Annotated in this window: 22 protein-coding genes and 1 tRNA gene; 13 read left to right on the forward strand and 10 right to left on the reverse strand. The window is 71.8% G+C overall.

Features of this window, described 5'->3' with window-relative positions:
* Nucleotides 1–83 precede the first annotated feature (83 nt).
* The 4 genes from AB0F52_RS04975 to AB0F52_RS04990 all read left to right on the forward strand — a co-directional run bounded on the left by AB0F52_RS04975 (nucleotide 84) and on the right by AB0F52_RS04990 (nucleotide 3,035).
* Nucleotides 84–704 carry a hypothetical protein gene (locus tag AB0F52_RS04975; protein ID WP_360164698.1) on the forward strand — a complete coding sequence of 207 codons (621 nt, stop codon included), beginning with the start codon at nucleotides 84–86 and terminating at the stop codon, nucleotides 702–704.
* 307 nt (nucleotides 705–1,011) lie between these two features.
* The gene (locus AB0F52_RS04980; protein ID WP_360164700.1) at nucleotides 1,012–2,166 is read left to right on the forward strand and encodes a histidine kinase; all 1,155 of its coding nucleotides are present in this window, start codon (nucleotides 1,012–1,014) and stop codon (nucleotides 2,164–2,166) included.
* On the forward strand, nucleotides 2,163–2,828 hold the full coding sequence (locus AB0F52_RS04985) for a response regulator transcription factor (protein ID WP_103343515.1): 666 nt from the start codon (nucleotides 2,163–2,165) through the stop codon (nucleotides 2,826–2,828). Before AB0F52_RS04980 ends, AB0F52_RS04985 begins: the two co-directional genes overlap by 4 nt.
* A 9-nt stretch (nucleotides 2,829–2,837) precedes the next feature.
* The gene (locus AB0F52_RS04990; protein WP_360164702.1) at nucleotides 2,838–3,035 is read left to right on the forward strand and encodes a hypothetical protein; all 198 of its coding nucleotides are present in this window, start codon (nucleotides 2,838–2,840) and stop codon (nucleotides 3,033–3,035) included.
* On the opposite strand, the gene AB0F52_RS04995 is transcribed toward AB0F52_RS04990, so the two are convergent.
* Nucleotides 3,025–3,471: a nitroreductase family deazaflavin-dependent oxidoreductase gene (locus AB0F52_RS04995; RefSeq protein WP_360164704.1), complete on the reverse strand. Its 447-nt coding sequence runs from the start codon at nucleotides 3,469–3,471 to the stop codon at nucleotides 3,025–3,027. The two genes, AB0F52_RS04990 and AB0F52_RS04995, sit on opposite strands and share 11 nt — an antisense overlap.
* 127 nt (nucleotides 3,472–3,598) lie before the next feature.
* On the opposite strand from AB0F52_RS04995, the gene AB0F52_RS05000 reads away from it, so the two are divergent.
* Both AB0F52_RS05000 and AB0F52_RS05005 read left to right on the forward strand, forming a co-directional pair.
* Entirely contained in the window at nucleotides 3,599–4,270 is a 672-nt protein-coding gene (locus AB0F52_RS05000) for a TetR/AcrR family transcriptional regulator (RefSeq protein ID WP_360164706.1), read from the forward strand.
* Nucleotides 4,271–4,307: 37 nt separating this feature from the next.
* Nucleotides 4,308–5,831 carry a 3-hydroxyacyl-CoA dehydrogenase gene (locus tag AB0F52_RS05005; RefSeq protein ID WP_360164708.1) on the forward strand — a complete coding sequence of 508 codons (1,524 nt, stop codon included), beginning with the start codon at nucleotides 4,308–4,310 and terminating at the stop codon, nucleotides 5,829–5,831.
* 6 nt (nucleotides 5,832–5,837) lie between these two features.
* Here the strand turns inward: AB0F52_RS05005 and AB0F52_RS05010 are convergent, their stop codons facing one another.
* The 3 genes from AB0F52_RS05010 to AB0F52_RS05020 form a co-directional block, all read right to left on the reverse strand.
* Nucleotides 5,838–6,434 (reverse strand): L,D-transpeptidase, encoded by a 597-nt coding sequence (locus AB0F52_RS05010; protein ID WP_360164710.1) that lies wholly within the window; start codon nucleotides 6,432–6,434, stop codon nucleotides 5,838–5,840.
* A gap of 96 nt (nucleotides 6,435–6,530) precedes the next feature.
* A complete protein-coding gene (locus AB0F52_RS05015; protein WP_360164712.1) occupies nucleotides 6,531–9,512 on the reverse strand; it encodes a PQQ-dependent sugar dehydrogenase in 2,982 nt (993 codons plus the stop codon).
* A 110-nt stretch (nucleotides 9,513–9,622) separates the two neighbouring features.
* The gene (locus AB0F52_RS05020) at nucleotides 9,623–10,297 is read right to left on the reverse strand and encodes a L,D-transpeptidase (RefSeq protein WP_360164714.1); all 675 of its coding nucleotides are present in this window, start codon (nucleotides 10,295–10,297) and stop codon (nucleotides 9,623–9,625) included.
* Nucleotides 10,298–10,516: 219 nt separating this feature from the next.
* Between AB0F52_RS05020 and AB0F52_RS05025 the strand changes: the two genes are divergently transcribed.
* Entirely contained in the window at nucleotides 10,517–11,023 is a 507-nt protein-coding gene (locus AB0F52_RS05025; protein WP_360164716.1) for a hypothetical protein, read from the forward strand.
* Here the strand turns inward: AB0F52_RS05025 and AB0F52_RS05030 are convergent.
* Together AB0F52_RS05030 and AB0F52_RS05035 are read right to left on the reverse strand one after the other, a co-directional pair.
* Entirely contained in the window at nucleotides 11,013–11,903 is an 891-nt protein-coding gene (locus tag AB0F52_RS05030) for a serine/threonine-protein kinase (RefSeq protein ID WP_360164718.1), read from the reverse strand. The two genes, AB0F52_RS05025 and AB0F52_RS05030, sit on opposite strands and share 11 nt — an antisense overlap.
* A gap of 8 nt (nucleotides 11,904–11,911) precedes the next feature.
* Nucleotides 11,912–13,606, reverse strand: a complete 1,695-nt coding sequence (locus tag AB0F52_RS05035) for an N-6 DNA methylase (protein WP_360164720.1) — start codon at nucleotides 13,604–13,606, stop codon at nucleotides 11,912–11,914.
* Nucleotides 13,607–13,684: 78 nt separating this feature from the next.
* On the opposite strand from AB0F52_RS05035, the gene AB0F52_RS05040 reads away from it, so the two are divergent.
* From AB0F52_RS05040 to AB0F52_RS05065, 6 genes are all read left to right on the forward strand, one after another.
* Nucleotides 13,685–14,428 carry a protein phosphatase 2C domain-containing protein gene (locus AB0F52_RS05040; RefSeq protein WP_360164722.1) on the forward strand — a complete coding sequence of 248 codons (744 nt, stop codon included), beginning with the start codon at nucleotides 13,685–13,687 and terminating at the stop codon, nucleotides 14,426–14,428.
* A 44-nt stretch (nucleotides 14,429–14,472) separates the two neighbouring features.
* Nucleotides 14,473–14,557: transfer RNA gene (locus AB0F52_RS05045), tRNA-Ser, on the forward strand.
* 520 nt (nucleotides 14,558–15,077) lie between these two features.
* Nucleotides 15,078–15,338, forward strand: coding sequence for a hypothetical protein (locus AB0F52_RS05050; protein ID WP_103338103.1), 261 nt, complete (start codon nucleotides 15,078–15,080; stop codon nucleotides 15,336–15,338).
* Nucleotides 15,339–15,342: 4 nt separating this feature from the next.
* Nucleotides 15,343–15,588: a hypothetical protein gene (locus AB0F52_RS05055; RefSeq protein WP_003056173.1), complete on the forward strand. Its 246-nt coding sequence runs from the start codon at nucleotides 15,343–15,345 to the stop codon at nucleotides 15,586–15,588.
* A 34-nt stretch (nucleotides 15,589–15,622) separates the two neighbouring features.
* Complete coding sequence (locus AB0F52_RS05060; protein ID WP_360164725.1) at nucleotides 15,623–18,352, forward strand: FtsK/SpoIIIE domain-containing protein; 2,730 nt, start codon at nucleotides 15,623–15,625, stop codon at nucleotides 18,350–18,352.
* Nucleotides 18,349–18,750 carry a hypothetical protein gene (locus AB0F52_RS05065; RefSeq protein WP_360164727.1) on the forward strand — a complete coding sequence of 134 codons (402 nt, stop codon included), beginning with the start codon at nucleotides 18,349–18,351 and terminating at the stop codon, nucleotides 18,748–18,750. Before AB0F52_RS05060 ends, AB0F52_RS05065 begins: the two co-directional genes overlap by 4 nt.
* Here AB0F52_RS05065 and AB0F52_RS05070 read toward each other — a convergent pair.
* The 4 genes from AB0F52_RS05070 to AB0F52_RS05085 all read right to left on the reverse strand — a co-directional run bounded on the left by AB0F52_RS05070 (nucleotide 18,747) and on the right by AB0F52_RS05085 (nucleotide 21,619).
* On the reverse strand, nucleotides 18,747–19,118 hold the full coding sequence (locus AB0F52_RS05070) for a YbaB/EbfC family nucleoid-associated protein (RefSeq protein WP_360164729.1): 372 nt from the start codon (nucleotides 19,116–19,118) through the stop codon (nucleotides 18,747–18,749). The two genes, AB0F52_RS05065 and AB0F52_RS05070, sit on opposite strands and share 4 nt — an antisense overlap.
* A gap of 82 nt (nucleotides 19,119–19,200) precedes the next feature.
* Nucleotides 19,201–19,773 carry a hypothetical protein gene (locus AB0F52_RS05075; protein ID WP_360164731.1) on the reverse strand — a complete coding sequence of 191 codons (573 nt, stop codon included), beginning with the start codon at nucleotides 19,771–19,773 and terminating at the stop codon, nucleotides 19,201–19,203.
* Complete coding sequence (locus tag AB0F52_RS05080) at nucleotides 19,773–20,987, reverse strand: putative T7SS-secreted protein (protein ID WP_360164733.1); 1,215 nt, start codon at nucleotides 20,985–20,987, stop codon at nucleotides 19,773–19,775. The genes AB0F52_RS05075 and AB0F52_RS05080 overlap by 1 nt, the downstream gene beginning before the upstream one ends.
* Complete coding sequence (locus AB0F52_RS05085; RefSeq protein WP_360164735.1) at nucleotides 20,984–21,619, reverse strand: hypothetical protein; 636 nt, start codon at nucleotides 21,617–21,619, stop codon at nucleotides 20,984–20,986. Before AB0F52_RS05085 ends, AB0F52_RS05080 begins: the two co-directional genes overlap by 4 nt.
* Nucleotides 21,620–21,683: the final 64 nt, after the last annotated feature.

Below are 21,683 nucleotides of genomic sequence, written 5' to 3' on the forward strand. Positions count from 1 at the left end.
CTCGCTGACGCTCCGCACAGCTCAAACACAGCCGAGGCGGCGAACCTGAACGGGACCAGTGCGGGCACCCCCGGAGGGACACGATGACGACCGAGCCGATGCCGAACACCCAGCCCGAGGGCACCAATTGGGGCGATCCGGCCCCGGCGGCGCCGAAGAAGGGCTGGTCCGGCAAGAAGACGGCGATCGCGGCGGGCATCGCCGTGGTGATCGCGGCGGGCGGCGGCGCGGCGATCTGGGCGGGCACCAGCAGCGCCGACAACACGGCCCAGGGCCCGGGCGGCTTCGGCGGCCCGGGCGGTCCAGGTGGTCCGGGCGGCGGCCAGTTCCGCGGCCAGGGCATGCCGGGAGGTGGTTTCGGCGGCGGAGTGGCAGCGATGCGCGACGCCCTCCACGGCGACTTCGTGGTGTCGAACGGCAACGGCGGTTACACGACCGAGCGCCTGCAGACGGGCGACGTCACCGAGCTGAGCGCCACATCGGTGACGCTGACCAGCAAGGACGGCTACAAGCAGACGTACACGCTCGACTCGTCGACCCAGAAGACGGGCGACGTGAAGACGGGCGACACGAACGTGACGGTGGTGGCAAAGGTGGACGGCCAGACAGCAACGGCAACGTCCCTGGGCAAGGGCTTCGAGCCGGGCCAGCGCCAGCCGGGCCAGCGCCGCGGTGGCAGCTATCCGGCCCGCCCGACGAGCTGACCCGCGGGAGGGGGCGCCACCCTGCCCAAGACCCGGCTGGCCGACCCGCCCCCGCGAGCTACCGGCGCCCGGGCGGCATGAGCCAACCCGTCCGGCGACCCAGCCCATGGCCAGCCGCAGGCGGCCTGACCCCGCGCCCTTCCAGTCGCCTTGGTCGCCCGCGCTCGCAGCGAGGGCCAGGCGACCGACCCGACCCAGCGCACCCCGACCCACCCAGCCAGGGAACGCCCCGCTGCCGCGCACCCCTCCACGCCGCATCGGGGCGTTTCCGTCCCTCCCCTTCGCCGGTTAAGGCAGAGTTGCGGGTGTGCAGGACATCCGGGGGTCGCTGAGACGGCAGTCGCTGCTGGTCGCGCTCGTCTGCGTGGTCTGCGACGCCGCCCTCTTCACCCTTCGCGGCCCTCTCGGCGAGGCCGGGTGGCGGGCCTGGGTCGTGCTGCTCGGCGGGGTCGCCGTCAACGCCGCCCTCGCCGGGGCCGCGCGGTACTCCGGCTGGGTCGCCCTCGCCCACGCCGTGCTCTTCGTCGGTGCGCCGCTCCTGCTCTGCACCTGTCACGGGTACGTCACCGGCAACAACGCCGGGATCCTCATCGCCGGCTACCGGGCCGGGGCCTGGCTGCGGCCACGGCCGGCCGTGCTCGCGCTCGCCGCCCTGGTCGCCGGGGTCACCGCCGGCTGCATCGCCGGTGGCGGGCGCACCGCCTCCGACTGGCGGCTCGTCGCCATCAACGTCAGCGTCTCCGCGCTGCTGCCGTGGCTGGTCGGCCGGTACACGACCGCCCGGCGCGCCTACATCGCCGACCTCGAGCGGGAAGCCGACGAACGTCGTCAGCACGAAGAAGAAGCCATCAAACGGGCCGTCCTCGAGGAACGCACCACCATCGCGCGCGACCTGCACGACGTCATCTCCCACCACGTCAGCGCCATCGGCGTGCACGCCGGCGCCGCCCGGCTCGGCCTCCCCGAGGGCGCCGAACCGGCGCGGAAGTCGCTCGGTGCCGTCGAGTCGGCGAGCCGCTCGGCGATGGCCGACCTGCGCCGGCTGCTCGACCTGCTGCACGCCGAGACCGACGTCGAACAGCCCGGCCTGGACAACCTCGACGAGCTGGTCGAAACCGTCCGCGCGGCCGGCCTGCCGACCCGGCTGACGCTGCGCGGGGAGCCCCGCGAACTGCCCGGCTCGCTCGACGTCGCGCTCTACCGGATCGCCCAGGAAGCCCTGACCAACGCCCTGCGCCACGGCCAAGGCCCGGTCGAGGTCGAGCTGAACCACGGCCGCACCGAGGTCGTGCTCACGGTGACCAACGGCCTGCGCGCGGACCGGACGGCCGAGGGCGAGCACGCGCACCGCGGCCTGGCCGGCATCCGCCGGCGCGTCACCCTGTTCGGCGGCCAAGTCTCCTACGGCGAGGCCGCCGGGCTCTGGCAGCTGCGCACGACCTTCCCGGTGGAGAGCACATGATCCGCGTCCTGCTGGCCGACGACCACGCGATGTTCCGCTCCGGGATGCGCGCGCTGCTCGACACCCAGCCCGACTTCACCTGCGTCGGCGAGGCGTCCGACGGCCGCGAAGCCGTCGCCGAGACCGCGCGCCTGCGCCCGGACGTCGCGGTCCTCGACGTCCGGATGCCCCGCCTCGACGGCCTCGCCGCGACCGAGGCGATCCTCGCCGCGCCGGGCAACGACACGCGCGTCCTCGTGCTCACGACCTACGACGCCGACGAGTACGTCTACCGCGCGCTGCGGGCCGGCGCGAGCGGGTTCCTGCTGAAGAGCCTGGCGCCGGAGGAGCTCGTCGCGGCGATGCGGGTGGCCGCCCGCGGCGACGCGCTGATCGACCCGTCGGTGACGCGGCGGCTGGTCGCGAAGTTCGCGGCGGTCCTCGAACCGGCGGCCGCCGAACCCCCGGAGCTGGCCCGGCTGACCTCCCGCGAACGCGAGGTGCTGCTGCTGCTCGCCGGCGCCTGCAGCAACGCCGAGATCGCGCGGAAGCTGCACGTCGGCGAGGAAACGGTCAAAACGCACGTGTCCCGCGTGCTGAGCAAGCTCGGGCTGCCCGACCGGGTGCACGCCGTCGTCTACGCCTACCGCCACAAACTCGTCCCGGACGAGCGACCCGCCTAAGCTGGGCCCATGAAGCGGTGGATCACCCTCGCGGCCGGGGTCGTGCTCGTGCTCGTCGGCGCCGTCTGGGTGCTGCAGGGCATCGGCGTCATCACCGGCAGCTTCATGACCGGCCAGAAGCTGTGGTTCCTCATCGGGCTCGCCGCGTTCCTGGTCGGCGTGGTCCTGATCGCGGCCAACTTCACGCGGCGCAAACCTACTTCGTGAAGATCTCGAAGATCGGGTAGCCCGGCGCGATCTCGCGCAGCTTCTCGTCCGAGGCCTTGGCGTCGACACCGTCGAAGAACACGCCGACCTCGAACTTCCAGCGCTTGAGGTAGGCGCGCAGGATGCCCGGCTTCTCGTCGTGGGCCAGCTCGCGGAAGGTGAACGTCTCGACGCGGCGCCCGACGCGCAGCGTGCCCTGGCCGGCCGCCCGCAGGTTGCGCACCCACTGCGTCTCGCCACGCGGGGCGACGAGGTAGCGGACGCCGTCGATGGTCAGCAGGTTGACCGGCACCGAGCGCGGTTCACCGCTCTTGCGGCCGACGACCGTCAGCACCCGGCTGCCCCAGACGCTCACGCCCAGCTTGGTCAGCTTCGCGACGGCCTCGTTGAAGAGGTTGGTGGACTTCTTCGGCTTGAGGTAGCGGGTCTCGGTCATGGTGTCCTCCGAAGCTTCTGGAGAGCAGTGCTCTCGGTTAAGAGCAGTGAACACCAGAGCGCCGCACTCTGTCAAGAGCACTGCTCTCTGTTTTGTGCGGCGCTCTCGTCGTGGCACACTGATCACCATGACCGCCACCCGCACCGCACGCGAACGTGCCCGCGCCGAACTGACCCAGGAGATCAAGGACGAAGCCCGCCGCCAGCTCGCCGAGGTCGGCGCGCACGGGCTTTCGCTGCGCGCGGTGGCCCGGGAGCTGGGCATGGTGTCGTCCGCGATCTACCGGTACTTCCCGAGCCGCGACCGGCTGCTGACCGACCTGATCGTCGACGCCTACAACGCGATCGGCGAAGCGGCCGAGAAGGCGGATCCGGGCACCGGCGACCTGCGCGAGCGCTGGCTGGCGATCTGGCAGGGCACGCGCGACTGGGCCCGCGCCCACCCCCACGAGTACGCGCTGATCTACGGCTCGCCGATCCCCGGCTACGCGGCGCCGCAGGACACCGTCGTGCCGGCCGCCCGCGTCGCGCTCGCCCTGGTCAACGTGCTCACGCACACCGAGCTGCGCGACATCGACGGCGAAGTCCCGCCCGAGCTGCGCGCCCAGGCCGAGTCGCTCACGAAGGTCCTCGGGATCGTCGCCGGGCCCGAAACCGTGGCCCGGCTGCTGATGGCGTGGACCCAGCTGTTCGGCGCGATCAGCTTCGACCTGTTCGGCCAGTACGTCGGCAGCGTCGACCCGGCCGACGCGTTCTTCGCTCACTCGGCGAAGCGGATGGCGGAGTTCGTCGGCCTCTAGGCTGGGGCGGGAGTCCAACGGCGGAAGGCGGCACGACGTGACGGGGTGGGCCGGGAAGGTCGGCAGGATCCGGGTGATCGGCACCGGGGTGATGGGCCGCGGGATCGTGCAGCTGGCCGTGACCGCGGGGGTGACCGTCGAGCTGGCCGACGTCCGGCGCGAGGCCGTCGCCGAGGCGATCGAGTACGTCGGCGGGATGGTCGACAAGCTCGCCGCCAAGGGCAAGCTGAGCGAGGACGCCCAGGCCGTGAAGGACCGGCTGGTCGCGGTGGACGCGCCCGACGCGCCCGCGGACGGTGTCGACCTCGTCGTCGAAGCCGTCCGGGAGGACCTCGCGACCAAACGCGCCCTGTTCGCGAGCCTCGAGCGCGTCTGTCCACAAGAGACGGTCTTCGCGACGAACACGAGTTCGCTCTCGGTCACCGAGATCGCCGCCGAGCTCGCCGACCCCGGCCGGCTCGTCGGCCTGCACTTCTTCAACCCGGTGCCGCTGATGCGCCTGGTCGAGGTGGTCCCCGGCGCGCGCACGCACGGCTGGCTGCCGGGCGAAGCACTCGAACTGGTCAAGAGCTGGGGCCACGAGCCGGTGCTCGCGAAGGACGCGCCCGGTTTCCTGGTCAACCACGCCGGCCGCGGCCTCAACACCGAGGCGCTGCAGATCCTCGCCGAGGCGCTGGCCGGGCCCGCCGACGTCGACCGCATCGCCCGGGACGTGCTCGGCCTGAAGCTCGGCCCGTTCGAGCTGCTCGACCTCACCGGCCTCGACGTCTCGCACGCCGTCCTCGAAAGCATCTGGGGCGGCTTCCACGGCGACCCGCGGCTGCGGCCGTCGTGGCTGACCCGGCCGCGCGTGGCCGCCGGCTTGTTCGGCCGGAAGAACGGCGAAGGCTTCTACACCTACACCGACGGCAAGCAGCAGGTCATCGACGAGCCCGCCGCCCCGCCGAAGCCGACGAGCCCGGTGTTCACCGCGGACGAGCACCTCGCCCGCGCGCTGTCGTCCGCGGGCGTGCAGGTGGTTTCCGACGCCTACCCGGACGCGGTCCTGCTCGTGCCGCTCTACGGGGAATCCACAGTGGACGCCGCGGTCCGGGCCGGGCTGCCGCCGGCCCGCGTCGCCGGCGTCGATCCGCTGGGCGGTTACGAACGCCGGCTGACGATGTCCGTGCACCCCGGGCTCGACCCGGCCGCCGGCCGCGCCGCGTGGGGCGCGCTGGCCGCGACCGGCCACCCGGTGACGGTCGTCCGCGACGGGCCCGCCCCGATCGCGCAGCGCCTGCTGGCGTCGATCGTCAACACGGCTTGCTTCATCGCGGGCCAGCACCTGGCCACGCCGGCGGACATCGACACGGCGGTCCGCCTCGGCCTCGGCTACCCGCGCGGCCCGCTGGCCTGGGGCGACCTCGTCGGCGGCGACGTGGTGCTGCGCATCCTGCGCGGCCTCACCGCGGCCACCGGCGACCCCCGCTACCGGCCGAGCCCGTGGCTCACCGAGCGCGTCGCCCTCGGCCTGCCCCTGACGACACCCGGGACGACACCGGCCGGTCTGCGTCAGTCCTGAGAGGACTTACCGGACGACCTGGACTTCATCGCCCTTCTCCAGGGTGTTGAAGAACTTCAGCGACGCCGCGCTCGAGAGGTGCACGCAACCGGCCGAGTACCTGCTGAGGCTGCCCTCGTGGAACGCGATGCCGCCGGGGGCGAAGAACACCGAGTTCGGCATCGGCGCACCGTTGAACTCGGTGCTGTGGTGCAGTTTTTCCTTGTACTCGACCTGCCACTTGCCCACCGGGGTCGGGCCATCCTGCTTGCCGGGCAACATCTTCACCGGGCCGTACACGATCTTGCCTTCGTCGAGCAGCCAAGCCTGCTTGCCCGAAAGGGACACGCACGCCTTCGCCGTGATCGTGCACGGAACCCCGGCCGCCATCACCGGCTTCGCCGGAGCCGCCTTGGTCGTGGCCGGAGCCGCTTTGGTCGTGGCCGGAACCGCTTTGGTCGTGGCCGGAACCGGAGCGGACGTCGCCGGAGCAGAGGTGGCGGAGGCGGCCGTCGGTGTGTTCGCCGCCAGCCGCACGTCCGCGGACCCGCCGGCCGAACAGGCGGTCAGCACGGCCGCCGCGGCCAAAGTGGACAGAGCAGCCAGAACGCGCCGCACCCGCATGTGGTCCCCCAGAAGTTCGTGATTCCTGCTTTCTGCCACCCAAGACGTGCGGTGGTGGCCGGAGGTTGAGCGGACGGGAAAAATCTTCGTGGCGGGTCACCAGTGGCGGTCTCGAGCCCCGGCGAAGGTGTAGGTGATGTAGCCACCCTCGAAGTCACTGCGGTACCCGCTGCTCGTCACGTACTCGTCCGACTTCGGGTAGTGCAGGTAGGAGTACTCCCAGCCGAGCGCGGCCCAGCGCTTCCGGATCTCACCCTTCACCATGTGCGCGCCGGTGGTCCCCGTGTAGTAGATCGAGCCGCCGCCGGTGAAGTGGTTGTAGCGGCCGCGGCCGTCCGGGGTGCTGAGTTCGTCGGTCGCCGGGTAGCCGAGACCGCGCTCGTAGTCGAGCGCCGCCCACTTCTTCCGGATCTCCCCGTAAATGGCGTGTGCGCCCGTCGCGGTGGTGTAGTAGATCGACCCGACCCAGCCACCCTTGACGAAATGGTTGTAGCGGCCGACGCCGTCCGGCGTTCCCAGCTCGTCCGTGGTCGGGTAGCCCAAGCCACGCTCGTAATCCAGCTCGGCCCACTTCTTGCGGATCTCCCCGGAGATCGCGTGCGCGCCCGTCGCCGTCGTGTAGTAGATCGACCCGACCCAGCCACCCTTGACGAAATGGTTGTAGCGAGCGACGCCGTCCGGCGTACCCAGCTCGTCCGTGGTCGGATAGCCCAAGCCACGCTCGTAATCCAGCTCCGCCCACTTCTTCCGGATCTCCCCGAAGATCAGGTGCGTACCCGTCGCGGCGGTGGAGTAGATCGATCCCACGGTGCCGTTGGTGAGGAAATGGTTGTACTGCGCCACTCCGTCCGGGGTCGTCAAGGTGTCGGACGACGGCGGCCCGAGCACGGCGTGCCCGCCCCAGGCGAGGTACTTGTCCAGCACCGGGCCGGTGACGTACCGGGTGCCGGTCTCCGCGCTCCAGTACAGCCGGCCGTTCTCGTGGACCCGGTAGTGGACCGGGCCGTCGGTGGTCTCGGCCGCCACCGGTGCGCCGAGCACCGCCCGCACCGCCGCGTCGGCGTTGTAGCGCTGCTCGATCGGGGTTGTGTAGTTCGCCGTCAGCGTCAGGTCGCCCGTGCCGACGGTGACGATCCAGGTCGGCTCCGCCGGACCGCCCTGCCAGCCGGAGAACCGGGAGGCGCCGTCGATGGCCAGCGGCGCGGCCTCGACGTCGAAGGAAGCGCCCTCGGTGACCATGGCCGAGCTGACGCCACCCTCCACCGGGATGCTCAGCGCGGCGGGCTGCGTGCCGCGCAGGGTGATCCGGTGCTGCCGCGGCATCGCCGTGTACGTCTTGGAGGTGGAGACGCCCGCGCTGTCGGTCACGGTCGCGGTGAACTCCATCCGGGAGTCCGGGTGCGCGGGGAACGGCTGGGCGAAGCTCGCCCCGGTCCCGCCGATGCCCGGGTGCGCATGACACGTCGCTTCGCTCGGGCAGTGCCGCACCGCCGTGGTCCAGGTGATCGGCAGGGCGCCGTCCTCGGCGTCGGTCGCGGTGGCGCTCACGGCGACCTGCTGGTTCACGGCGAACGTCGTGGTCCCGGGCGGGGTCAGCGTGAGCACCGGGGTGCGGTTGCCGGGCGCGACCGCGATGGCGACCTCGCCGCTGAGCCCCAGCGGATCCCGGACCCGCAGCTTCGCGGTGAACGACGCGGTGCCCGCCGCGTAGGCGTGCGACACGTTCGGACCGGCGTCGGCCGCGGTCGTTCCGTCCCCGAAGTCCCAGTCGTAGCCGAGCGCGTCGGCGTCGTAGTCGACCGAGGCCGAGCCGTCGAACGACACCGTGCGCGTGCCCGGGTTCGTCGACGTCGTCGCTTTGGCCACCGGGGCGGTGTCGCCGGCGGAATAGCTCAAGCGGCGCAGGTTGCCAGAGAGGATGTCCGCGAAGACGATGTCGCCGTTCGGCGCCGCCGCGAACTTCACCGGACCGCCGATACCGGTGAAGACCGGCGGGTTCTCCGGAGCCTGCGTGACCCGGCCCTGGTCGTCGTAGCGCAGCGTCCAGATCTTGTTCGCCACGTAGTCGCCGAAGAAGTACGAGCCGCGATAGGCGGCCGGGTAGCTGGATCCATTGTAGACAATCCCGCCCGTGACGCTGTTGCCCGTCATCACCCCGGCGCCGTGCGGCAGCTCGAACAGGGGCGGCTGGTTCGGCACGCCGGCGCAGCCCGCGAGGTCGGTGTACCCCGGCGTGCGGTGGTTGCCCTCCCAGCACGGCCAGCCCTGGTTGGCGCCGCGCTGGACGACGTCGACCTCTTCCCAGCTGTTCCAGCCGACGTCGCCGGCCACCGGCAGGCCGAGGCCCGGGTCGATGCCGAAGCGGAACGGGTTGCGGAATCCCCGCGCGAACACCTTGCTCGCGGTCGAGCCCGGGTTCGCCTCGTCGTAGTACGGATTCCCGGGCACGCCCCGGCCGTCGGCGGTCAGGTGGAGGATCTTGCCGTAGGGCTGGTTGACGTCCTGGGCGCGCAGCGCGGCCGGATCCGTCATCCGGTAGTCGCTGTCGTCGCCGACGGACAGCCACAGCGTCCCGTCCGCGGCGGCGAGGACGGTGTCGATCCCGTGGACGTCGGAGGTGCCCGGCGCCTCGAAGACCGGCCGCTCGCCGCTCAGGCCGGCCGGCGCGCCCGCCGCGTCGGCGGTCACGGTGAACCGCGACAGCCGCATGACGAAGCCGCCGGCGGTGTTGATCGACCGCGTGAGGTAGATGGCCCGCGACGTCGTGTAGTCCGGCGCCACGGCCAGCCCGACGAGGCCGAGGTCCCCGTCGGCGTGGACCGGCAGCGCCGCGATCGTCCGGCCGGCGCCGGTGCCCGGCAGCCAGCGGACGACTCCGTCCTTGCCGGTGGCGAGGACGGAGTTGTCCGGCAGGTACCCGAAGTCCGTGAGCCGGTACGCCCCCAGTCCGGAGTCGGTGTCCTGGAGCACGAACCCCGGCGGAAGCGTCGCCGCCGCCGCCACTCCGGTGGACACGACGGGCAGCAACGCCCCGGTCAGGGCTGCTGCCAGCAGCAGGCGAAGCTTCCGCACGGCCATGTGGCCTCCTTCCCAAGCGATCATTTGTCGCAAGATCAGGAGGACCAGTTGCAGCAATCCGGATTACTTGATCCGAATGTGACCTACGCCACGTGACGGACCGTAGCGATCTACGGGACGACCTGCACGACGTCGCCGAGGTGCAGCGTGTTGAAGAACTTCAGGGACGCGCCCGCCGAGAGGTGGATGCAGCCGTGCGAGTACACCGAGAGGCTGCCCGTGTGGAAGGCGTCACCCGGGTAGAAGAAGACCGAGTTCGGCATCTCCGCGTTGTCGAATTCCTTCGACAGGTGCATCTTCTCCTTCGACAGCACGTGGAACGTGCCGGTCGGGGTCTCGTTGCCCTTGCGGCCCGGCAGCATCGGCACCGGACCGTAGACGACCTTGCCGCCGTCCAGCAGCCACGCCTTGTGCGCCGAGAGGTCGACGCAGGCGGCGGTGCCCGAAGCCGCGGCCGCCGCCGCGCACGGGACGCCGGGGTCCGGCGCGGGCTTGGGCGTCGGCTTCGGGGTCGGCGTCGGCTTGGGCTTCGGCTTGGCCGAGGTGCTGGTCGGCGCCGGCTTCGTGGACGACGACGGAGTGGGCGTCGGTGTCGGCGTCGGCACGGTGACGGTGGCGGTCGGCGTGGGGGTGGTGCTCGAGGTCGTCGGCGTCCCGCCGCCGGTCCCCGCCGCGGCGACGGCCCCGCCGCCCGCGTTCGGACCACCGGCCGAGCCCCCGCCGGAGCACGCGGCCAGCACGAACGCGGTGGCCAGCGCGGCCGCTCCCGCCAGAAGCCTTTTCACGATCCGTTACCCCCAGCTGTTTCGATCATCGCGTTTGGACACCGGTAAAGACGGCGTTCACCCGGTCGAGGTTCGCCGGGAAAGGTCACGATTTGGGCAGCCGGGCTCAACCCGGGGGTTGACACCGGGTTCCACCCGGGACCGATCCGCGGGCCGACGCCCCCGGGACGCCGGTCGCCGAAGCTGGGAGCAACCGTCGAACCTCAGGGGGAGCCCGAAATGCCCAGCGCCGAGAACGTCCTGCTCTACGCCGCCATCGCCGGCCTCGTCCTGTACAAGGTCGTCTACCAGCAGGTCCGCGGCACGCTGCTCAACCGCCGGACGCTGTTCGCCATGCCCCTGCTGCTCACGGTGGTGGGCGGGTACCTGACGCTGAAAGCGCTGTCCGGCGCGTCCGCGGCCGAGCTGGGCCTGCTGGCCGCCGACCTGCTGGTGCTCGCCGGGCTCGGCGTGCTGCGCAGCACCACGACCAACCTCACCGAACGCGACGGCACGACGTTCCAGAAGGGATCGGCCGTCACGATCGGGCTGTGGGTGCTGACGGTCGCGGTGCGGATCGGCGTGGTCGCGCTGGGTACCGCGCTCGGCATCACGGGTCCGCTGACCTCGGCGTCGATCGCGCTCAGCCTCGGCGTGAGCATCGCGGTGCAGAACGCGACGACCTACCGGCGAATACAGCGCCGCGGCCTGCCGCTCGCGAGCCGGCGAGCGGCGTTCAGCCGCTGACGCGGCCCAGCATCCGGGCGTACATCCGGCCCGGGCTGGGCACCGACGGCGGCACCAGGAAGCCCGGCAGCGGCGGCAGCCCGCCGACGAACGCGCCGAGCCGCTCGTACAGCACGGCGGCGCCGGCCGGGCGGGCTTCCGGATCCTTCGCCAGCATCTCGGCGAGCAGCCTGTTCAACGGTTTCGGGACGCCGGGCACCGGCGGCGGCAGCTCCTTGACCTGCCGCTCGAACACCGCGTACGCGGTGGGTCCTTCGAAGAGCCGCCGCCCGGTGAGCATTTCGTGCAGCACGCAGCCCAGCGCGTAGAGGTCGCTGCGCGGTTCGGCGCCGCCCCGCTGGATCTGTTCGGGAGCCATGTACGACGGCGTCCCCAGCAGCTGCCCGGCCCGGGTGAACTGCGCCGCGTCGGCTTCGCGGAGCACGGCCAGCCCGAAGTCCATCACCTTCACGCCGCCGTCGGGCCCGAGCATCAGGTTGGCCGGCTTGAGGTCGCGGTGGCAGACGGCGAGCGCGTGGGCGGCGGTCAGCACCGCGCACGCCTGCGCCGCGATCGCCGCGGCCCACGGCACCGGCAGCGGGCCGTGCTCGGCGAGCAGGTCGGCCACCGTGACACCGTCGACGAACTGCATGACCTGGAACAACCGGTCGTCGTGGGTGCCGTAGTCGTACAGCGTCGGGACGCCGGGGTGGTCGAGCGTCGCCAGGATGCGGGCCTCGCGGGCGAAGCGCGCTTCGAGCTCTTCGTCACCGCCCGGCAGCCTGAGCAGCTTGATCGCCACCCGGCGGCCCAGCCGGCGGTCGAACCCGCCGTGCACCGCGCCCATCCCGCCGCGGCCGAGCGGCAGCTCGTCGAGCTCGTAGCGGTCGGCGATCAGCATCCGTTCCCCTATTGGCCCGGCTTGAGCCGTCCTCCGACAAGTCCAGCGAAGCCTAGCCGGACCAGCTCGCGGCCGGTTTCGGCCGTCTCGCGCAGAACCGCGTCGAACTCCGCCAGCTGCCGGAAGACCTCGCCGTACTCGCGCTGGACGGCGAGCGAGACGCGCGGGATCCGCACGCGCCTGCTGTCGATCCGGGTCGACGCCGACGCGGCGGGCAGGTCGGCCGCACGCAGGCAGCCGGCGAGGAACTCCGCGTCCAGCCGCCCGGAGTCGACGCGGTACACCGTGAGCCCGGCGCCCACCGGCCGCGGCTGTCCACTGTGGACGTACGCGATGCCGGTGACCGAGGCGACGACGTCACCTGCCTCGGCCGGCGGGTGTTCGGCGTCCGCGCGCACCGGCGCGTACCTGACCTCGACGACACCGGCCTTGACCAGCTCGCCGATGGTCGTGAACGCCGGTTCGGCGGCCGCCGCTTCCAGCGGTGGCAACTCGGGCGTCAGCGCGGCGAACCGGGCGCGCACGGCCTGGAAGGCCTGCCCGGGATCCTCGTCCCTGGTGCGGCGGCGGGCCGGCGTCAGGTCGACGTCGTCGTCGAGCAGGTCGATGATCCGGACGCCGGATTCCGGGTGCGCGCCGAACTCCCGCCAGCTTTCTTCCACTGTGGACAGATCGTCGCCCGCTTCGCCGAGCAGCACGGTGGACGGCGCTCGCTCACCGGGGGCCGGCCGCCGCAGCAGCCAGAGGTCGGGGCCCGTCGGCGTCAGCGTGACGACGGCCCGGACCGCGCCCGCCCGCAGCAGGTTGCCGCGGATGCGCTTGCCACTGCGCCGCCCGGCCGCCGCGCCCGGCATCAGGATCACCACGGTGCCACCGGGTTCGACGTGCGCGAGGCAGTGCTGCACCCAGGCGAGCTCGGGTTCGCCGCGCGGGGGCAGGCCGTACTCCCAGCGCGCGTCGCCGACCAGTTCGTCGTGCCCCCAAGCCCGTTCGTTGAACGGCGGGTCGCACAACACCGCTTCGGCGGTGCGGCCGGCGAAGGCGTCCTCGCGCAGCGCGTCGACCGCGTGGACCTCGGTTTCGATGCCGCGCAACCGCAGCCGCAACGCCGCGATCGACGCCGTCATCGGGTCACTGTCCTGCGCCAGCACGGTTTTCGCGCCGCTCGCCAGCGCGAGTGCGCCGAAGCCGCACGCGGGGTCGAGGATCGTGGACGCCGGACCGGCGAGCCGGGCCATCAGCTCGGCGATCGGTTCCGGGGTGGCCGACAACCGCCGTGAGTGCGCCTCGAAGTACCGGCGGCACACCAGTTCGAACGCTTCGACCGGCCCCGCCTGGTGCGTCAGCTCGCTGAGCAGGGTCAGCAGCTCCGGGTCGTCGAGCTTGCTGTCGAAGGTGTCGAAGACGCCGGCCTGGAAGGCGAAGAAGCCGCCCGCGCGGCTGACGCGCTCGGCCAGGTCGAGGTCGTCACCGAGGGCGCGCAAGCGCTGCCACGCGCGTTCGCCGGCGCTCAGCTCGAACTTCTTGCCGCGGGCCCGGAACCAGCCGGCCACGGCGGAGAGGCCGAACAGCGGGCTCGACGCCGTGCCGCCGACCGGCGGCGGGAAGTCCGGGTAGCGGCGGCGCCAGTTGCTGACCGCGGCCCGCCCGACCCCGGCGAGCCGCGCGATGTCGGCCGCGCTGACCGTGGCATCGTCGTCCATGGCGAGGACTCTATCGGAGGCTGCTCTATTCAGCCGAGACGCTTGTGAACTCAGTCAACCAATGCTTTTATGGGAGGCATGACACACGATCGGTACGTCCTGCGGTACGCCGCGGGGTCGGACGTCGGCAAGCGTCGCCGGGTCAACGAGGACGCGGTGTACGCGAGTTCCCGTCTGCTCGCGGTCGCCGACGGCATCGGCGGCCAGCCGCACGGCGAAGTCGCCAGCGCGACGGCGGTCGACGTGCTGCGCGAGCTGGAAGTCGACCTGCGACGGCTCGATCTGACGAACGTGGACATGGCCGCGACGCTGGCCGGGGTGGTCAAGTCGATCGACGCGCGGCTGCACGAAGTGGTCTCGCAGGAGCCGACGACCGAAGGCATGGGCACCACGCTGACGGCCCTGCTGTTCGACGGCGTCGAGTTCGCGGCGGCCCACATCGGCGACTCCCGCGGCTACCTCCTCCGCGAGGGCGGCCTGCGCCGGCTGACCCGCGACCACACGCTCGTGCAGGCACTGGTCGAGGACGGCCGGGTCGCCGCGGAGGACGCCGAGTCGCACCCCCGGCGTTCGCTGCTGATGAAGGCGTTGCAGACGGCGGGCTCCGGCGACCCCGACATCTGGACGTTCAAGGCGAAGCCGGGCGACCGCTACCTGCTCTGTTCGGACGGCCTGAGCGGCCCGGTCTCCGAAGCGACCCTCCGCGACGTCCTGGCGGCGGGCGCGGAGCCGGCCGAGGTGATCCCGGAGCTGATCCGCCTGGCCAACGAAGGCGGCGGCCCGGACAACATCACGTGCGTGGTCGCCGACGTCACGGCCTGACCCACCTGCACTGGTGACCGAGGCCATCCGGTATCGTCTTCTGCGGAGGATTGGCCGAGCGGCCTAAGGCGCACGCTTGGAAAGCGTGTTGGGTTCACGCCCTCGCAGGTTCGAATCCTGTATCCTCCGCCGCAGTAACCAGGCGAACGCCGGGCAGCTCTCACGGGCGGCCCGGCGTTTGTCGTCTCCGGGCTCTTCCGCCGCCGCGGCCGCCAGACCCACCGTCGGTATGTCCCGGACACGATTGCCGGGTGCTTTTGGCCCACTCGAACGTGAAATGCCTTCGGTGCTGCGGAATTCTGCGCCTGCACGAGGAGTTACGAACAGGGCTGACCGCAGGCCGTTACTCCGGTCGCGCTAGTCTCACCAGCACCTCGCCCGCCCCTGTCGAGAAAGGCCAGCAGTGGCACGAAAACCGCGCTGACCTGGGGTAGCGCTGGCCAGCGACTTCAGTCGGCGGCACTGGTGGCGGGACGACCCCCGCACAGACCGTGATCGGCCCGGCCCCGGACGTTCCCACGTCCGGGGCCTTGCTGATTGCGGGCCCGCGGTCACTCGCCAAAGTCTGATGATCACGCTGAGTCGCTGGATCTGTTTCAATGGAATCCGTCCCCGTACGACCCACCAGAATTCGAGGAGTAGAGGCCCGATGGCCGGAGTCGAAGAGATCCGCGCTGGCATCGCGCTCGCCAACGAGAAGGCGTCCGCGAGCATCGCCGCCCTGCAGCAGGCAGCGCAGTCTCTCGAAGAAGCCCAGCAGTCGCTCGCACAGGCGACGCAAGGGAGCAGCCAGCCCGAAGTGAGCCAGGCGCACGGACTCCTGGCGGAGGCCCTGCAAAGCATCAACGGCTTGCAGAGCACCGTCCAAGCAAGCATTTCCTCCGCCGACTCCTACTCGGCGCGTCTCTAGCCGGATGACGCTCGCCGAACTCCACCAGCTGCTCACCGCTGCCGTGACCGGGCTCGCCGACGCGCGCGCCCACTCCGAACGGGCCACAAGCCTGCTCGGGGAAGCCCGGCAAGCTCTCGTGGATGCCCAGGCCAAGGCCGATCCCTGGCTTCCTTCGCAGTACGCACAGGCCGGCGAGGGGCTGGACCAGCTCCTCGTCCGCCTGCACGCCGCCGAAGATCTGGTGAGCGGATACCGGTCGCGCCTGTAATCCTTGTAGGGGACACCTTTTCTTGGGGACGCCGATGGCCAAAAAGTCAGCCGAGCAACGCAACCGCGTCGAAACCGCACTCGACCGGGTCCGCCATCAGATCGGACTGGTGCTGGGCGCGGCGGCCGGTGCGCGCCAAGCCGCGGAAGCCGACCTGTCCAAGCTCCGGCTGGAGCAGGACATCGTCAAGGTCGGCATGAACCACGCCAGTGCCGAGCAGCAGAACGAGTGGTCACGCCACCCCGCCGCGCACGAAGTGTTCGGCGCGCTCGGCAGCGTGCGAAGCGCTTTCTACACCGACTGGAGCCAAGGTCCCGCCACGCTGCGGGAACTGGTCGCGCAGAACGCACCCGGCCCGGCCGGGCTGCCGGCGGGCGACTGGCTCGGCACGGTCGGGCACAACCCCGGCCTGACGTCGCCCGGGCTGTGGCACGTCGGCACCACCACCGCCGCCGGTGGCGACCCGACCCGCACGTTCGACGTCGCCGTCCCGTTGCTCGACGAGTCGCACCTGGCGATCACGTCGGCCCCGAAAACGCGGTCCGCGATCGACGGCATCGTGCAGAACCTGCTGGTCCGCGTGCTCTCGACGTTCGAGCCCGGCGCGGTGCGCGTGCACCTGTGGGACATCGGGCAGCTGACCGCGATCCTGCCCGACCTCTACCCGCTCAGCCACACCAGCGCGCTCTCGCTGTACGACCCCGGCCGGCTGGAGGACCTCCTCGACGAGCTGGCCGGCCACATCCGGCGCATCCACGCCAGCTGCATGTCCGCCGGGTTCACGTCGCTGCGGGAAATGCGGGCGCACAACGAGCAACGGGGTGAGCCGTTCCGCATCGTCGTGCTCTACGGCAACGGCGAGACCCTCGAACCCGAACGCGCCCGCGACCTCAAGCGCGTCGCGAGCGGGGCGCTGGCCGCCGGGATCTGCCTGATCATGGTGGACGTGCCGACCGCGGTGAGCGCGCCGGTCGAGACGCTGAGCCTGCTCGACGACCGGCGCGCGATCAGCAGCATGTCCGGCACCGACCTGGTCGTCGACCTCGATCCCCCGATGCCGTCCGCGCAGGTCATCCGGGCCATCGACACGATCGCCAAGGCGCTGATCGCCAAGCAGGGCGGGCCGCGGTCGTTCGACGACCTCCTGCCGACGGAGCTGGGCCAAGAGAGCTCGGCGCGCGAACTGCGCGGCCCGGTCGGGTTCTTCGAAGGCGAGCCGGTCGAGGTCGTGATCGGCGACGCGAGCCCGCACGCCCTGATCGGCGGCCCGTCCGGTTCGGGCAAGACGAACTTCCTGTACGCGCTGCTCGGCAGCCTCTCGGCGCGGTACACGCCGGAAGAGCTGGCGCTGTACCTGCTGGACTTCAAGGAAGGTGTCTCGTTCGCCGGCCTGGCGCCGGGCCGGAAGGACGCGAGCTGGCTGCCGCACGCGCGGCTCGTCGGCGTCAACGTCAACACCGACCGCGAGTTCGGCCTGGCGCTGCTGCGGTTCCTGGCCGACGAGCTGCGCCGCCGGTCCGCGGCCGCGAAGGAACACGAAGTCACGAACCTCGCCGACCTCCGCGAAGCCGATCCGGGCGGCCACTGGCCGCGGATCGTCGCGGTGATCGACGAGTTCCAGTACCTGTTCGCGGGCCGCGACCAGGTGACCGCGACGGCGACGCAGCTGCTGGAGGACATCGCACGGCGCGGCCGGTCCCAGGGCATCCACCTGGTGCTGGCCAGCCAGGACGTCGCCGGCATCGAAGCGTTCTGGGGCAAGCCGGCGGTGTTCGAGCAGTGCACGCTGCGGATCGCGATGCCGAAGGCGCGGCGCGTGCTGGCCGAGACGAACAACGCGGCCGTGTCGGCACCGAAGTGGCACGCGGTGATCAACCACGACTCCGGCGTCGCGCACGGCAACCAGCTGGCCCACATCCCGGACGCGAGCAGCAAGAACGTGTTCGTCCGGCTGCAGCACCGGCTGTGGGAGCAGTACGCGGGCCACTTCCCGCGGCCGCGCCTGTTCGACGGCGCGCACCAGCCGGTCCTGGAACGGTTCCAGGCGTACCTGGACCTCAAGCCGAACTCGAAGCCGCGGGCCCTGCTCGGCCAGTCGATCGACGTGACCGAGACGGCGTGCGGCGTGGACCTGCCGCGCGCGCCGGGCCGCAACGTCGCGGTGCTCGGCTCGGCGACCGCCGAAGCACTGTCCATCATGGACTCGTCGGCGCGGTCGCTGTCCCGGCAGTACGAACCGGGCGAAGTCGAGTTCGTGCTGAGCTGCCCGATCGAGGCGTGCGCGCCGGCCGCGCTGGAGCTGACCGAGCGGCTGCGCGAGGACGGCCACGCGGCGTCGCTGGTGGACGACCTGACCGGCGTCCTGGAGTCGATGACCGGCTCGATGTCCGGCGGCGCGAAGGTGCTGCTGCTGTACGGCGTCGACGCGGCTCTGCCTTCTCTGGAAGCCAAAGCGGTCGGCCAGCTGAAGAGCGGCCTCGACCACCTGCGGGTGGTGCTCAAGCAGGGGCCGGGCCACGGCATCCACACGATCGGCTGGTGGCGCAGCATCGCCCGGCTCAAGGACACGCTGGGCTTCGGCGGCACCGACGACATCGGCACGTGGGCCGCGCTCGACGTCCAGGGCAACGAGCTGTCGCCGTTCGCGGCGGGTCAGGTCGTGCACTGGTCGCCGCGGCCGGGCCGCGCGTTGTTCTTCGACCGCACCACCCACGGCGCACCCGAAGTGATCATCCCGTTCCAGCGTCCGGAGAACGACCGATGACCGACGACGCCACCGCGGCCATGCGGTACAAGGAAATCATCGCCCTCTCCCGGGGTTCGGCGGACAACCTGCGCGAGTGGGAACTGGCGCGGGCCAAGGCGCTGGACGCGGAGATCGAGGCCGCCGAGGCGGCGATCGAAGTGGCCGCCGAGCGCGAAGCGAGGGCGGCCGAGCGCGCGACGCGCTGGTGGAAGATGGCGCTGCACAACATCCAGGGCCTGCCGTGGCTCGACCCGGGCGACAACCCGCGCCCGGTCCCGACGGCACGCGCGGCCTACCTGGAGCGGTACCTCGAGGAGGTCAAGCCGAGCTACCAGGAGCTGGTCCAGGCGGTGCTGGCCCTGGGGTGGCGCGCCAAGCGGGCGGCCGCGAAGCGGGAGCAGCCGCCGCCGGCCTAGATGTCGAACACGGTGTCGTAGGGATCGTCGTCGGCCGGAGCCGGTCTGCGCGGCGGCGGCGCCGGGCGCTGCGCCGGAGACGGCCTGGCCGGTGCCGACCCGTTCCCGGCGGCGACGGCTTCCCGGACGGCGGCGGTGATGGTGCGGCTGAGCGAGACCGCGTCGAACCGCATGGCCTCGGGCGCGAGCCGCACTTCGCTGACGACCCCACCGGGCCCGGCGAGCACGGTGACGCTCCGATCCGGCGAGACGACGGTCGTGTGGTCGCTCCCGGCGATCCCGGCCAGGAGGCGCTGGTTCTCGGCCTTGCGGTCTTCGATCTGCCTGAGCTGCCAGCGCAGTTCCTCGATCAGCTGCGCGTTGTTCATGGTCTCCCCTGCCACGGTCCCGGGCTTCCGGGCGGCACCTGGTGTGGTGCGCGGCCCCGCGCGATCCGAATGATCCTCACCGTCATCGCGCCGCCTCGCCGCTGCGGAGGCTCCAGGCCACCTTCGCCGTCGCTTCGGCGACCGCCGGCCAGGCGTCTTCGGACTCCGCGACGACCGACAGGATCACCACGGACCGGCCGTCCGGCAGCGGGATCTGGTACTCCGCCTTGATCTGCGTCCGGACGTCCCGTTCGGGCAGGGAGAATTCGCCACCGCTGATGGCGACGACGGCCGGCCCGATCGGCAGCCGCACCGGCTGCACCACCGCACGCTTGTGCCGGCCGCGGTACTCCTCGGCCATCGCGGCGACGAGGGCGTCCCGGCTGCCCGGCGCGGTCTCCGGCCAGTGCGCCACGCCGAGCGTAAGGGTGGCCACGTCACCCTTCCGTGGGCCGACGGCGAACTTGCCGAACACGCGGACGCCGTTGGCCTGCATGGCCGGCACCAGGGCCATCAGGTAGCTGCCGAACTGTTCGACGCTGGTCCCGGACGCCACGTTTTCGGCGACCATCCGGGCGTGCCCGCGGTTGAGCTGGTCGTCGTTGCCCACCGGCAGGCCGGCGAAGCCGGGCGGCAGGTCGATTTCGAGAGGCATCAGTTCCACACCTCGTCTTCCGCCCGCTGACGTCGGCGCTCCGGCGCGTTGTCGGCCTGTTCTCCGGCATCGGCCGCGTTTTCCGCCGCCACGACCACCAACGGAGCGGGCCCGACGACGAGCGCCGAGCTGGTGGCGGCCAACTGGCCCACGTCCTTCGGGACCCAGTAGTTGAGCAAGTCGCCGATCGGCCCCTCGAAATCCACGCCGAGCGTCCGGGCGCCGACATCGGCCTGGAACTGCGCGCCGACGGCCCCGTAGCCGAGGGCCTTCGCCACCGCCGCGCCGCCCATCGGCAAGAAGCCGCCGATCAACGAAGTCCCCGCCCCGATTCCGTCGAAGATCAAGGTTTCCCCGGCGACATCGGCGCCGGCCAACTTGGCCGTGGCGTGGCCTGCCAGCGCTGCCACCCCGAACGTGGTCGCCACGACTCCGGCGACCTCCTTGAACGGATCGGGGAGGAACTCACCGGCCAGCCCCAGGGCATTGCCGATGTCACCCACCACGTCCGAGGCCTTGGCCAGCAGTCCCGCGTGGTCCTGAACGAAGTTCAGCGCTTCGTCGACCCCGTCGGCGAGAGTGGCCGACAAGTCGACAAGGGCCCCGCCGACGGCGTCGCCGAGCTTGTCGAGGACATCCGGCTCGTCCGGGGCCAGCGCCTTGGCCTGCCGCAGCTGCTCGGCGACCCGGGCGGCGGCGTCCGTGTGCTCCTGCTGGAGCTGCTTCGCCGCGTCTTGGACGTTCTGGCAGCCGTCGATGGCCGTCTGGAGCTGCTGACCGGCGTTGTCCAGCAGACGCTGGGCGATCCGCAGGGACTGCTGGTCCGGGAACGTCCGGTTGGCCAGCGCGAGATCCGGGTTCGCCCGCGCCTGCTCGGCCGCCCGGGCCGCGGCTTCCGCGCGCGCTTCCAGCTCGGCTGCGCGTTTCTGCAGGTCACCGAGGTTTTGCGCCCAGCCTTCGAGCGCGTCGGCGGCCTGGGTCATCGACTTGGCCGCATCGTCGAGGTAGTCCGGCAGCGGACCGAGACGGCGGGCGAAGGCTTCGCTCGCCTCGCCCTGCCAGATGCCCTGCTGCCGGACGATCCGGCGGAGCGAAAGGTCGGCCTCGGCCAGGTCGCCGCCCACGGCGCGGTACTTGCCGGCCAGGTCGGTGATGCCGTCGAGGTCGCCGGGCGCCGGGTCGAAGCCCAGGGCCGGGAAGTCGCGCGCGCTCATCGGTCGAGGCCGTTCAGGAGGTCGGTGATGCCGCCGGTCGCGCCGCCGCCGACGGGCCGGTCGTCCTCGGGTTCGGTCCCCGGCGCCCCGGCTGCCGGGCCTGCGGACTCGGCCAGCCGATCGATGCCCGGCACCCCACCGGTGTACCCGCCGCCGACGGGTCCGTCGCCCAGGTCAGCGCCTGACTCGGACCGCTCGGCCAAGCCGCCGATGCCCGGCACCCCGCCGGTGTACCCGCCGCCGACCGGGCCTCCGCCCGGCTGCCCGACCACGGGGTAGTGTCCCCGCGCGCCGCCCGGTCGGCCGCCGTCCGGGAGGTCACCCAGCACCGCCGAGCCGAACTTTCCCAGCTCGCCCCCGAACTGGGCCTCGATCTGCTCGTACTTCTGCTTCGCCGCCTTCAGCCGCTCCGTCACCCCCGAAGCCGCCTCGCCCAGCCGGCCGATGCCGAAGCTCCAGGCCTCCTCGAACTCGACCCCGGCCTGGCCCAGCTCCGCCGTCCCCAGCGAGCCGAACGCCCCACCGCCGCCGAGCTTCTTGTCGGCCTCGGCCATCCGGTCCGCCGCCGTGCCGAGGTCGTCGATGAGCTTGCCCAGCTCGTCGACCTTGACCGCATACCCGTGCCCGTCCACGCCACCCTCCCCTTGTGGTCCCAGTCCACCGTAGGACGGCCGTCAACGCTCCGCGGTTTCCTCG

The sequence above is a fragment of the Amycolatopsis sp. NPDC024027 genome (genome assembly GCF_040638975.1).
Classification (GTDB): Bacteria; Actinomycetota; Actinomycetes; order Mycobacteriales; family Pseudonocardiaceae; genus Amycolatopsis.